The following is a 12854-nucleotide window of genomic DNA, read 5'->3' as shown; positions in this document are numbered from 1 at the left end:
ACGAGACCCCTCAGCTCTCTTCTGCTGCGCAACTGACACCTATCTTCGGCCCGTCCATGCCATTGGCCTGGTCAGGCAACTCGGTACCACACCCGCCTATCTTCCGAATCGAACGCCCACCTCGTCCTGCTTTTGCTTCCTGACCCTGGCCGCTTTGCGGCTCTCGATCACTGCAAAAAGGATTGATCCATGCGTTTACACTCGATAACGGGTGGGAGCTTGCTCGCTGTGCGTGCACGCCATCCCATCTGCCTCTTGTTCCTGTTCGTCGCGTCATTGCTTATCGGCATGCCGGAGGCATTGGCACACGCCGTAGCGGAAGGCGACAAGGGATTCATCCAGGAAAGCTCGGGGGTCATGCTGATCCCGTTCATCTACATGGGCGCCAAGCACATGATGACGGGCTATGACCACCTGCTGTTCCTGTTCGGCGTCATCTTCTTCCTCTACCGCCTCAAGGACGTGGGCCTCTACGTCACGCTATTCGCCGTTGGACATTCGGTCACGCTGCTGTTCGGCGTGCTTACTGAGATCAGCATCAGCTCCTACATCATCGACGCGATCATCGGTTTCTCGGTGGTCTACAAGGCGATGGACAACCTGGGGGCCTTCAAGCGCTGGTTCGGTTACCAGCCGAACACCAAAGCCGCGACGCTCGTCTTCGGCCTGCTGCATGGCTTTGGCCTGGCAACAAAGATCCAGGAGTACGAAATCTCGGCCGACGGCCTGATCCCCAACCTCATTGCTTTCAATGTCGGGGTTGAGATCGGTCAGTTGCTCGCGCTGAGCGCCATCCTGATCGTGATGGGCTTCTGGAGAAGAACCGGTGGTTTCTGGCGTCACGCCTACACCGCCAACGTTGCCATGATGAGCGCCGGTTTCCTGCTGATGGGTTATCAGCTGACTGGCCTGATTGTTACCGCTTGAGGATTCTGAACATGTTCAACTCCCCACTTCCTTCGGCAAACGAACTGCCGAGCAGCCGTCAGCTCATTCGATCCACCGCCATCGCCTTCGCTGCCGCGATGGGCCTTCTGGTCACCGTGGTCATGCCTTCGGAGTATGCCGTCGACCCAACAGGTCTGGGCCGAGCCATGGGTCTTACCCAGATGGGCGAGATCAAGATCTCCCTCGCCCAAGAAGCCTTGGCCGATGAGGCCGCTACGAAAGCCGCTGTACCTGCGCCGGCAATACCGGCACCGGTTCCCGAGGCTGCTCCCGCTCCGGCTCCACAAGTTGCAGCGGTGCAGCCTGCCCAGCAAGCAGTGCAGCCAGCGGCAAAAACCGACGAGGTCAGTTTGACCCTCAAGCCAGGCGAAGGGCGCGAGATCAAGCTCGAAATGCGTAAGGGAACTGTCGTTGCATATGAGTGGAATGCTTCGGGACCGGTCAACCACGACACCCACGGTGAAACCTATGACGCGGCCCAGGGCGACTTCCACAGCTACAGCAAGGGTCGTCAGGTGCAAAGCGACAAGGGTGAGCTGACTGCGCTCTTCGACGGCACCCATGGCTGGTTCTGGCGCAACCGTACCACGGGTAACGTCACCATTGTGCTGAACACGACTGGCGACTATCTCAACCTGAAGAAATGACGCGTGGTCGAGGCTCACTAGAAGTGAGCCTCGACCTATCAATTTTTTGATCTCACCACTGTGGAACCTACGACATGACCATCAAACTGCTACGTTCGCTCGCTGTAATCGGTCTCCTCGGCCTGCTCGTCGCATGCGGCGATGCCGAGCCAGAGGTGTCGAACGATAGCGCGGGCCATGGCCACGCTCACGACTGATACCCCGGTTAGAGCCAAGGAAGGCTCTATCTACCGCTCCTCAGGATGACGGTTGATACGTTCGCCAGTCATCCCGCTCGTCTCAAAAATCGCCTGCTGATTACTGGTCTCTTGTATAGGGGGGTGGGGTATGACAATCTCCGCGCCAATATACATAGGGGGAGTATGGTATGGGCCATCTCGCATCGAACAAAGAGGCGCTGCTCAAGCGCGTCAAACGCATTGCTGGGCAGGTGCAGGCAATTGAAAAAGCCCTTCAGGAAGAAGAGGACTGCGCCAAGACCCTGCTACTGGTGGCATCGGCCCGTGGAGCGATGAATGGGTTGCTGGACGAAATCATCAAGGATCACGCCAGGGCGCACGTAGCTCACCCGTCACTTACTGACGAAGAGCGCAGCAAGGGCGTAGAAGAACTCCTGGAAGCCATTCAGCGGTACTCAAAATGACTTCGGACATCCAAGCTATGAGCACGACGGCAACCACCCATGACCATGTTTTTCTCGGTGCCTCCCATGAAGAGAATGCGAAGCGCACGCTCTGGGTCGTGTTGCTGACCGTTGTAATGATGGTGGGTGAGATTGCCGCAGGCTACATCACCGGATCGATGGCCCTACTCGCCGACGGCTTCCACATGGCCACACACGCTGGTGCGCTCGGCATCGCGGCCGCTGCATACGCGTATGCCAAGCGACACGCCACCAACTCTGGGTTCAGTTTTGGTACGGGCAAGGTCGGCGATCTGGGTGGGTTTGCTTCGGCGCTGATCCTGGGACTCGTTGCCCTGGCAGTGGGTGCTGAGTCGATCGTCCGTTTGTTCCAACCGAATGAAGTGCAATTCAGCATCGCGATTGGTATCGCGATAGTTGGCTTGCTGGTGAACATCGTGAGTGCGTTGCTGCTGGGCCACGGGCACAACCATGATCACGGGCATGACCACCACCATCACCACGATCATGGCCACGGGCACGGCGACAACAATCTGCAATCGGCCTATGTGCATGTCCTGGCCGATGCACTGACCTCGGTCCTTGCGATCGTCGCACTGCTGGCGGGCAAATACCTTGGATGGGTCTGGCTCGACCCTGTGATGGGCATCGTCGGCGCCGTTGTTATCGGGCGCTGGTCCTGGAACCTGATGAAAGTGACTGCCGGCGTCCTTCTGGACAAAACTGATGATCACGTAGCGCAGGAAATCCGCGAGTTCATTGAGCAACCGGGTGACGTCCGCATCTGCGATCTTCACGTTTGGCGCGTAGGCCCCGACGCCCACGCCGCTATCGTCAGCGTTGTTGGCAAAGCCGCAACCAGTGTTGAAAGTATTCGTGAGCGGCTGTTGCCGGTTCATGAAATTCGGCACCTGACCGTCGAAATTCACCAAGCCTAATCTGTGGATGCGGGCCGCTGAGGCGGCCTGCACTCACGCGCCACAATCCTGCCCACAGGTAACTCATCCATGGCTTCGCAGATCGAGAACCCTTGTATTTCACTCTGTCAGTTGAAGGGCGATCTCTGTGTAAGCTGCGGACGGTCGAAAGATGAAATCCGCAAGTGGAAGCGCATGAAACGTCCGGAGAAGATGGCCGCCGTACAGAAAGCCAGTGCGCGGCTGAAGGCGCTCAAGAAATAGCACCGACCCAGCGACTCTCCACCGCCCTGGATGGAGGGCGCTATCGCCGTGGCCATTTCCGGTGGAGCTCATCAATGACAAACGAGTGCGCATGAGATTTTCCATCAGCGACATGAGGATGATCTTCCGAAAGATCGTCGTGCTGATGCGACACAACCTCGTGCTCATGGTCGGGATGCCAGATCCATTTGCTCAGTGTCCACGCAAACCCAGCGAGTAGACCTAGGCCAACGAACGCAGCAGTGAGGCTGACGCTGGCTCCCAGCCACCCGGCCAGCGGGTAGGTAATCAGCCAACAAGCATGAGACAAGGCGAACTGCGCCGCGAACAGCGCTGGTCGATCCTGAGCCGAAGAAGATCGACGCAAGATCCGCCCCGACGGCGTTTGTGCCAGGGAATATCCAGCGCCCAGCACCACCCACAGAACAACCAAGGCCGAATAACTGGAGACGAAAGCCCCGATCAGCAAACCAGCCACCAGGATCGCTCCGCCGGCAAGCATGGCCTTACGATCGTCCAGACGCTCAAGAAGTCGCGGAAGCAGCATGGCCACCACCATCGAACCGCCACCGAAAGCCATCAACGCCATGGCCATCGCGCTCTGATCCAGCCCAAGCTTCGCCTGAACCAACACGACCGTATTCACGATAACCATCGCGCTGGCTGCAGCAATTGCGAGGTTCAAGGCCAGGAGGCCGCGCAGGCGCGGGGTACGCAGGAAGATCCGTAGGCCTTTGGTCGTCCGCTCGTAGATGCTCCGCTTGGGCCCGCGAACGGCTACCGGCAATACCGCTGAAACCACCATCGCAGCTGACACGAGGAAACCCACGACGGTGCCACCGAACAGGCTGTGGAAGCTGACCACGGTCAACAGGGCTGCCGCGAGCATCGGGCTAATAACACTCTCCAGGTCATAAGCCAGGCGCGAAAGTGATAGCGCCCGGGTGTACTCACGCTCGTCAGGGAGGATGTCAGGAATGGTGGCCTGGAACGTTGGCGTAAACGCGGCAGATGCAGACTGCAGCACGAAAATCAGCACGTAGATCTGCCAGATCTCGGTGACAAACGGGAGTAACAGCGCCACGGCTGCCCTGACCAGGTCGAGGGAGACCAGCATGGCTTTTCTGGGTAGGTGTTCGGCAAACGCACCGGCAATCGGCGCCACGCCAATGTAGGCCACCATCTTGATCGCGAGCGCAGTGCCCAAGACGGCGCCGGCCTGCGCGCCGGCTAGATTATAGGCCAGAAGCCCAAGCGCTACGGTCGCCAGGCCGGTGCCGATCAAGGCAATCACCTGAGCAATGAACAGGTGCCTGTAAGTGCGGTTTTTCAGGACAGATAGCATGGCACCTCCGTGCACGGCTGGAGGCGATCTCTATCGCCTGAACTTCATCAGATCGACAACAGCGTATCCCCCCCAGGGGGATATGGTCAACGCGATTCCATACGGCTCGACACGCTCGATGAATACCCGTTGCATTTGGACGAAACTGGCTTAATGTAGGAAAAGATACATTTTATGTTGAGTTTTCTATATGATTAGCTGGTCGCTATTGATTTTGGGACTGCCGACAGCAAACGCCACCGAACGAATGCGCGCCTGGAGAACGCTGAAGGCCTCTGGCGCCGCCGTGCTACGCGATGGTGTGTACTTGCTGCCGGAACAAAGCGCGGGCCGCGAAACGTTCGAAGCCGTGGAGCGAGATGTGCTAGCCATCAACGGCACGGCATTTCTGCTGTCGTTGCCAGAACGCGAGGAGCGCTTCAGCGGGCTATTCGACAGAAGCGATGAATACGCCAAGCTGATGGAAGAAATTGCAGGCTGCCGAGCTGACCTATCCCCGGATAATGCGTTGCTGACAGCCCGACAGGTGCGCAAGCTCAGGAAGGCCTTCGGCCAGTTGGCAGCGATCGATTTCTTCCCAGGTGTACTCAAGACCCAAGCCGACGCGGCCCTGCAGGAGCTTGAGACCGCGATTAGCCGCGCTCTGTCTTCTGATGAGCCGAGTGCGCACGATGAGGCGATCAACCAGCTGGAGCGCAGCGAATACCAAGGTCGCCGATGGGCAACGCGAAAACGTCCTTGGGTAGACCGGTTGGCCTGTGCCTGGCTGATCCGTCGCTTCGTTGATGCCGATGCCCAATTCATTTGGTTGGACAGTCCCAGCGACTGCCCAAGCGATGCGCTCGGCTTTGATTTTGATGGGGCCCGATTCAGCCACGTTGGCCAGCGGGTTTCCTTCGAAACCCTCATCGAGAGCTTCGCCTTTCAGCAGCCAGGCCTGGCACGCCTGGCGGGTGTCATCCACTACCTGGATGTGGGAGGCGTACAACCTTCCGAAGCACCCGGTATCGAGCGTGTCCTCGCCGGATTGAGAGAGAGCATTGGCGATGACGATCAACTGACAATGGTCGCAGGAGGCATCTTCGATGGCCTGCTGACGGCTTTCGCAAGCGAGGAAGCCCAAAATGGTTGATACCACCTCCGCAGTAAGTGAACAGCCGCCATCGCAAGCGTCTCAGCAGCCGATCGGTCTGTATGAAGCCTTCCTGTTCTGGCTCAAGTTAGGCTTCATCAGCTTTGGCGGGCCTGCCGGACAGATCTCAGTCATGCATCAGGAGTTGGTCGAGCGTAGGGGGTGGATCAGCGAGAAACGGTTTCTACACGCGCTGAACTACTGCATGTTGCTGCCCGGCCCCGAGGCTCAGCAGCTCGCAACGTATATCGGTTGGCTCATGCACCGCAGCTGGGGTGGGGTAATTGCCGGCGCATTGTTCGTGCTGCCTTCACTGTTCATCCTGATCGGTTTGTCCTGGGTCTATGTCGCCTTTGGCGAGGTGCCGGTAGTCGCGGGCATTTTCTATGGCATCAAGCCGGCGGTCACCGCCATTGTCGTCCACGCTGCACACCGGATTGGTTCACGAGCCCTCAAGAACGGCTGGCTGTGGGCTATGGCCGGCGCCTCGTTCGTCGCTATCTTCGCCCTCAACGTGCCGTTCCCGCTGATCGTGCTGGTGGCCGCCATCATCGGCTATGTGGGGGGCCGCTTCGCACCCGGCAAGTTCGTGATCGGCGGCGGTCATGGGGCCGCGAAGAACAGCTTCGGTCCGGCGCTGATCGATGACGACACCCCAACCCCTGAGCATGCCCGTTTCAGCTGGGGACATCTGGTACACCTGCTGCTGGTCGGTGGAGCGCTGTGGGTGCTGCCCATGGGGTTGCTAACGCTGTCGTTTGGCTGGGACGGCAGCCTGACGCAGATGGGCTGGTTCTTCACCAAGGCTGCACTGATGACGTTTGGCGGGGCGTACGCGGTGCTGCCTTATGTCTACCAGGGCGCTGTCGGTCATTACGGGTGGCTGACGCCAACCCAAATGATCGATGGCCTCGCTTTGGGGGAAACCACGCCAGGGCCACTGATCATGGTGGTTGCCTTCGTCGGATTCATCGGTGGGTACGTGCATCCGATGTTCGGTGCGGAGCACCCGTTCCTTGCCGGTGCAGTCGCGGCGAGCCTCGTGACCTGGTTCACCTTCCTGCCTTCCTTCATCTTCATCCTTGCCGGTGGCCCAGTGGTGGAGTCGACTCACAACGAGATGAAATTCACTGCACCGCTGACAGGCATCACCGCGGCTGTGGTGGGGGTGATCCTGAACCTCGCCATGTTCTTCGGCTACCACGTACTTTGGCCAAAAGGCTTCAGTGGGGCGTTTGACTGGCCTTCAGCGGTGATAGCGGTTGCTGCAGCAATTGCCCTATTCCGCTTTAAGCGGGGTGTCATTCAGGTTCTATTCGCTTGCGCCCTGGCAGGCCTGGCAGTCCACATGTTGCGTGGTTGAAACCAACTGCCGGCCGACATCATCGGCCGGTGTTTCATGACCCATCGCCTGCCGGCGGTGGGGTGTCCAATGAAATGGGTAACGCGTGAACGTCCAAAGATCGATCGGATCGCCTGTCCTTGGCTCATCCAGCGCTTCATCGATACAGTCCCGGTTTTCCGCTACGTCCCCAGCAGCGAGGTCTTGCGCGTGGCAAGTGATGAAGGTGCCACGCTCTATGACATTCTAGGGGTAGACCTGAGCCATGTCGGGCCGTTAAGCAGCTTCGACGCCTTCCTCAAGAAGTACCAGCTCGATGATCCCACTCTGGCCAAGCTCGCCGAAATCGTCCGTGGCGCGGACACGTCCAGGCTGGATCTCACGCCCCAGTCGGCGGGGCTTTACGCCATTTCTTTGGGGCTGTTTCGCTGCTACACGGATGACCACGAAATGCTCAAACATGGCCGGATTCTGTAAGACGCCCTCTTTGCATGGTGCCGTGACTGCCACGGTGAAACGCACACCAGGTCACCGCAGATGTAAGAACTCAGCTTGCCGGGCAATGGAAATTTCTTCTGATGACGTATCGGTGGGGCTGCGTCATGAGCTCGCTGTACTGGCCCTTTGCTTGTTTCGCCGCGCAGCCGAGAATCGCTTCCAACCGGACTGTAAGGCCCGATCTAGGACTGTGTGCTGGCAGAGTGAAGAGGGGGCATGAGACAGACTTAGTACCTGTGAACAGGAGAAGCTCGTACCGATTACCTCTGTGTACAAAGATACCATCATAATTTTTCCGGGGTTTTTGCACGATATATCCTTGTGATTTTTCTTTGGCTGAACCTTTGCTGTGACAACCTTTACTGTTGTGACGACCTTTATTAAACGGAAAAGCCCAAGAATTTTTGAAAGATTATGCTTTGTGACAACCTTTATTCTCTCTTCTCCAGGATCAGCGCCCCCGCTCGGCCGCGGAATCCAAGAGCTTTTGTGACAAAGTTTATTAATCCGTAACAATCTGATCGGGCCTTAGGGCGTAAACTTGTTGCAACCTGGAGGCCCTTTGTCGGGTCTCCAGGTTTGTATGGTAAGGGCCATGTAGAAAAGTTGATGAGGTCCGATATATCGCCGTCTGCTTCGCGGGCGATTGATATTTGGCCACGTAGTCATTTAGCTGTAGATAAATTTATTGTTTCCAAGGTTTTTAAGGTCTGTTTAATATTACTGCGCTGATTGAAGCAGTTATAGATGTTCCAGCCGACCCAGCCCAATAGGGCGAAGGGCAGCACAACGGCTGCGGTAATGCCCAATGGAATGGCGATCAATTTGGGTAAGGTCGTCAACGCAAGCGTCAACCCGCCGATTAGGGGAATACAGCCCAGTATTTTCGCAGGTGTTGGTTCGAACGCGCGTTTGAACGCTGATATCAATGTCGTTCCGATGCTTTCCAATTTGGGAAGGCGGTTCTTGATTTTTTCCACCAAGGGTTGGGTCACCTCTTTTATTGCCTCATTCAGTTTCGGAGCCAGGTTTTCTTTCTCCAGTGTCGAGCAATTCTTATAGGAAGTTGAGCGGATCTTGGTGATTGTCTCGCTCAGCTCATTGGAGAGTGTGCGCAACGCCTTGGAATTGGTTTCTTCTTTGCTAAAGTTGCCGGCAAGTGGCACTTTGATTTTTGTCACGCCCTTGTCGTACAAGCTTAATACATGCTTACAGTTGTCCAGTACCTTTGCCTGGATACTGTCGGCCAGGCCCTGTTCCAAACTTTCGAAATCGCGGTTTATCTCTTCAATAATGTCTGAATCAGAGAGTTTCTTGGTTACTTGTCGGATATTTTCTTTGTGATGTGTTTGTGCAAACCCATACAGAGAGTCTAGTTTTTTATTGATGGCGATGATGTCGTCCGCCGCCTCTTTGCGAGATGTGCCTTTAAGGTAATTGGAGACGGAAAAAACTGAGATAGCATTGGTCAAGTTATCGATAAACTTCTTTCCATAGCCGGCGATAATCTCTTTGAGCACGGTATGGGAGTTTTTCTGTGCTTGTTTCACAATCTGTTGGATGGTCGCAGGGTTAATTTTTTCTGAGAAAATATTGGTACCCGTTATTTCTTCGGCGTAAAGATCATGGGCTTCTTTCTGACACTTAATCAGCATATTATTAGTACGCGTGCTCACACTCTCTGGCGGATGTTCCGTTTGAACCTTGTCCAGCCATGAGAGCATCTTCGTGCGAAGCCTGGTATCTAGAGTCGCGACGTCTTCGGAGAACCTTTCTAGCCGTTCCTCGGGTTTAAAAAAGCCTAAATAGCGTTTTAACATGTCTAAGAAACCGTCGTCATTTAGGGTCTGTTCGGACTTTATTTCTTTCAGCGATTTTTGTAGTTTATCCAGATCTTTTTTTGTACGACCATAATGCTCGATAAGTTGATCCAGTACGCCAGTGGGTAAGGGCTTTTCGTGGTTCTCGGGGGCACTGAAAAATTCAAGGGCCTTAGTCATGGCATCCCGCTTCATCTTTACCACTTCGCCGCTGCCGGGCATGTGAGGTGCTGGCTCGGCGGCCTTCTGGATAATATTTTTAAGAGTCGCTGCGTCGAGCATTTGAAAGCCCAATGCTGGGAGCTTGGAATCGGATAGCACTCGGAGCAAACTGCTTTTCCCTCCATTATGCAGTTTTCTGAATTCATTCAGAAGCGAATGTAAATCGCCATCAGTGACGTTGTTACGTGTCCATTGAAGTTGTTTGTCTTTTAATATCAGGAGTTCACCGATCGTCGAGTTTTCAGTGATGTCACGCTCCATCTTTTTGACGTGTGCCTCGTTGATGCTTTCCCCCCATTGCCTGTCTTTGGTCTTGATGTATTTATTGAGTAATTGGAGGAAAATGGGGGCAGCGGAAGATGTCGTCGAGCTGTTGGATGTTTGTGTCTGCTCAACGTTATCGGCTTCAGCATTCGCAAAAGGGTTGTATTCATCTAGATAGCTGTCGGCGCTTTTATTTGGGGCGCTGTCAGTGCTCAGCCCTTCGTTAGAGGAGGCGGGGGTTGTACCTGAAGGAGTGCTAATCTTCGCTGACTGAATACTATCTTGCGAATGAAGCGCAGAATCACCGGCGGCCTTATCTGCTGCGTTGAGTATTTCGAAGGCTGAGAATAGCACTTTGTACATGCTTCTTCCCTTCTTATGCTCTGCTTTGAATGCATCCAGCAACAACTTTAAAGCGGCGTTGGTAAATACGACCTCTTTATTTCGCCATTCGAGTTTATTATTATTTAATATCAGGTATTTTCTTATTATATCGTTGTTGGCGATGTCTTCTTCTATCTTTTTGACGTGTGCCTTGTTGACATCTCCAAAAGAACTTCCGTCTAGGGTCCTGAGGTAGTTATTGAGTGAATCCAGGACAATTTTGGGGAGGAGATCTGCGGAAGTTTCCGCTTGCGGTGAGGTGCTGGATGTGTGCGAAACGTCATCGTCTTCCGCAAAGGGGTTCTTATCGTGGGCAGAGAGGGTGTTTGCGGAAGGTATCGCTTTCGGTAAGGTCGCCGAGACGTTGGATGGCTGTGTTTGCTCAACGCTATCGGCTTTAGCATCCGCATAAATTTTATACTTGTTGGGATTGAGTTCGGCGCTTTTACTTAGGGTGCTATCAGTTCTCAGCGCTTCGGTAGTGGCTGTCTCTGAGGGGGCTTCAGTCGAATTTTTATCTTCATCAAAGGGGTCAGAGGGAGCGAGAATGCTAATGCTCGCTGGGTGAGCACGATCTTGCGCAGGGTGCGCAGAATCACGGGCGGCTTGCTGTACCCCGTCCCATGCTGTCTTCAACTTCTTTGTTAGACTGCTTTTGGAGCCATGACCGGCGTTCGCCAGCACTTCGATAAACGTGTCGAACTCTTGTTTGGTCAGTTGTGCCTGTTTGAAGCGCAGTACTGATTCGTCCAGCGAGAGAAAGTCTCGCAGTTCTGGCTTGGTCACGTCCTGTTTCAGGCAACTGGCTTTTTCATTGTCCTTGCAATACCTTATTAGCGCTTCCTGCAAGGGCGCAGAGGTGTGGGACGTCTGCTGTGCACCGCTCTCCTTCTGGGTCAAGCGCCATGCTTTCTTCAACAGTTTCGTTAGACTGCTGCTGGAGCCATGACCTTCGTTCGCCAGCGCTTTGATAAATGTGTCGAACTCTTGCTTGGTCAGTTGGTCCTGTTTTAGGCACAGTTCCGATTCGTCCAGCGATAGAAAATCTCGCAGTCCTGGCTTGGTCAGGTCCTGTGTTAGGCGGTCGGCTTTTTTACTGTCCTCGCAATAGGTTGTTAGAGCTTCCAGCAAGGGCGCAGAGCTCCAGCTGGCTGGAGGCTTTATAGCGGAGAGTGCGCTATTGATGCTGTCGTGAGATGGGCCCAAGCGTGGTTTGCCCTTGGTGAGGGGCCGATTTGGCTGTTTAGACGCTGATGCCTGCCTGAACAAGTGATAGTTTTCGGTGTCCGTCTTTTTCTGCACGGCTGTTGATTGCGTAGCTGGACGATCAGTATCGATGTAGGCAACTTCATTCTGAGTGATCGCGGTGGTCTGGCGGGGCATGGGAGTGTCCTCGAAGGGCTTGTGTCAGGGTTTCAGCCTAGGTGGCCGACGAAAAGCTGATCTATCAATGACAGTCGCGATTCTCCATAGCCTAGGCGGCAACGGGGGCCCTTTGCACGGCAGCACATGCGGGGGTCAGTTGCGGTTTGTGTGCTGTTCATCCACGCAGCACTGCAGCGCTCGGAAAGCCTTACCGGCAATGGGCCTGCGTCCTTTCTGCGAGGTTGGTTTGAACAAGATCTGTGGTGAGCGGTGACCACCGGCATCATGAGTTGAGTACCAAGGTGCCCGCGCAGGTATTCGCAGCCATGCTGCGATCCTGACGGTGGAGGGGCCAGGGCCTTGCTCAGGCCGGCTGCCGAACCTTGCGAGCCGGATCGTCCAGCAGCGTCGAGAGTGACGAGTCGCACTCGCTGCGAAAGTTGATGTATTGACCCCTGACCGTGACCATTCTGGAGTCGGCCTTGATCCAGAGTGTCTGGCCACTCTTGAAGGTCAGCCGATGAACTTGCTGGTCGTCTTCCTGGCAGATTTCGTGGCCGATCAGGTCCAGGAGATTGCTCAGCCCCAGTGTCGAGCCGGGTTGATTGAGAGTCAGGCAACTGCTGTGGTTGTTATCGAGTGCGGTCGTGCGCGTCTGAAATCGAGGATAGCTGGGCTTGTTCATGACGGCTCCCTGGATGCGTTCAATCAATATGGGAATGGGCGTACGGTTTTATCTTCGCTGAAGACAGGTGCCATTACTCATGTCAGTGTCAGCGGCGATGCCGGCTTATTTATGAATGAGCGCTTCCAGGCATTCACGAAGTTGAAGCTTGCTTTTAAATCAAAGAGAAGCGCATGCAAGAGCACTGTTTTTATGCCTGATTGGTACTGGCATTTTATGAAAAATTGATGCTAGACATCTGGGCCCAGCAGGGCAAGGCAGGCGGCTAGTGAAAATTGTTACCTGAACATCAAGGGTGTTTATAAGTTCTTTTACAAAAAGATCAAAATCCAATATTTGAACTTACGTGCTAATAGGATTTTTACTACAAAAATGTTA

General features: G+C 54.9%; 12 protein-coding genes. 9 read left to right on the top strand and 3 right to left on the bottom strand.

The window, feature by feature from the left end; translation table 11 throughout:
* The first annotated feature begins 189 nt into the window (after positions 1 to 189).
* From NPS46_RS10835 to NPS46_RS10810, 6 genes are all read left to right on the top strand, one after another.
* Positions 190 to 927, top strand: a complete 738-nt coding sequence (locus tag NPS46_RS10835) for a HupE/UreJ family protein (protein WP_012316916.1) — start codon at positions 190 to 192, stop codon at positions 925 to 927.
* 11 nt (positions 928 to 938) lie between these two features.
* Complete coding sequence (locus tag NPS46_RS10830) at positions 939 to 1595, top strand: hypothetical protein (protein ID WP_012316915.1); 657 nt, start codon at positions 939 to 941, stop codon at positions 1593 to 1595.
* 74 nt (positions 1596 to 1669) lie between these two features.
* A complete protein-coding gene (locus NPS46_RS10825) occupies positions 1670 to 1792 on the top strand; it encodes a hypothetical protein (protein WP_016489889.1) in 123 nt (40 codons plus the stop codon).
* 170 nt (positions 1793 to 1962) lie between these two features.
* Entirely contained in the window at positions 1963 to 2238 is a 276-nt protein-coding gene (locus tag NPS46_RS10820; RefSeq protein WP_012316914.1) for a metal/formaldehyde-sensitive transcriptional repressor, read from the top strand.
* On the top strand, positions 2235 to 3176 hold the full coding sequence (gene dmeF, locus NPS46_RS10815) for a CDF family Co(II)/Ni(II) efflux transporter DmeF (RefSeq protein WP_012316913.1): 942 nt from the start codon (positions 2235 to 2237) through the stop codon (positions 3174 to 3176). The genes NPS46_RS10820 and dmeF overlap by 4 nt, the downstream gene beginning before the upstream one ends.
* A 69-nt stretch (positions 3177 to 3245) precedes the next feature.
* Positions 3246 to 3419, top strand: a complete 174-nt coding sequence (locus NPS46_RS10810) for a DUF1289 domain-containing protein (protein WP_012316912.1) — start codon at positions 3246 to 3248, stop codon at positions 3417 to 3419.
* Between the two features lie 40 nt (positions 3420 to 3459).
* Here the strand turns inward: NPS46_RS10810 and NPS46_RS10805 are convergent, their stop codons facing one another.
* Entirely contained in the window at positions 3460 to 4764 is a 1305-nt protein-coding gene (locus tag NPS46_RS10805; RefSeq protein ID WP_012316911.1) for an MFS transporter, read from the bottom strand.
* 190 nt (positions 4765 to 4954) lie between these two features.
* Here NPS46_RS10805 and NPS46_RS10800 point away from each other — a divergent pair, with 190 nt between their 5' ends.
* The 3 genes from NPS46_RS10800 to NPS46_RS10790 are packed head-to-tail and all read left to right on the top strand — an operon-like array spanning position 4955 to position 7715.
* Entirely contained in the window at positions 4955 to 5896 is a 942-nt protein-coding gene (locus NPS46_RS10800; protein WP_012316910.1) for a chromate resistance protein ChrB domain-containing protein, read from the top strand.
* Positions 5889 to 7259, top strand: coding sequence for a chromate efflux transporter (gene chrA / locus NPS46_RS10795; RefSeq protein WP_043860740.1), 1371 nt, complete (start codon positions 5889 to 5891; stop codon positions 7257 to 7259). The genes NPS46_RS10800 and chrA overlap by 8 nt, the downstream gene beginning before the upstream one ends.
* Positions 7260 to 7295: 36 nt before the next feature.
* Positions 7296 to 7715, top strand: a complete 420-nt coding sequence (locus tag NPS46_RS10790) for a chromate resistance protein ChrB domain-containing protein (protein WP_228759674.1) — start codon at positions 7296 to 7298, stop codon at positions 7713 to 7715.
* 686 nt (positions 7716 to 8401) lie between these two features.
* Here NPS46_RS10790 and NPS46_RS10785 read toward each other — a convergent pair.
* Positions 8402 to 11809 carry a hypothetical protein gene (locus NPS46_RS10785; protein ID WP_274106943.1) on the bottom strand — a complete coding sequence of 1136 codons (3408 nt, stop codon included), beginning with the start codon at positions 11807 to 11809 and terminating at the stop codon, positions 8402 to 8404.
* A 346-nt stretch (positions 11810 to 12155) separates the two neighbouring features.
* Positions 12156 to 12476, bottom strand: a complete 321-nt coding sequence (locus NPS46_RS10780; protein ID WP_274106941.1) for a hypothetical protein — start codon at positions 12474 to 12476, stop codon at positions 12156 to 12158.
* Between the last annotated feature and the right edge of the window lie 378 nt (positions 12477 to 12854).

Source organism: Pseudomonas putida, assembly GCF_028682395.1.
In the GTDB taxonomy this organism is placed as follows: Bacteria; Pseudomonadota; Gammaproteobacteria; order Pseudomonadales; family Pseudomonadaceae; genus Aquipseudomonas; species Aquipseudomonas putida_AB.
The sequence above is the reverse complement of the archived record's forward strand: the minus strand, read 5'-3'. Positions and strand labels throughout refer to the sequence as shown.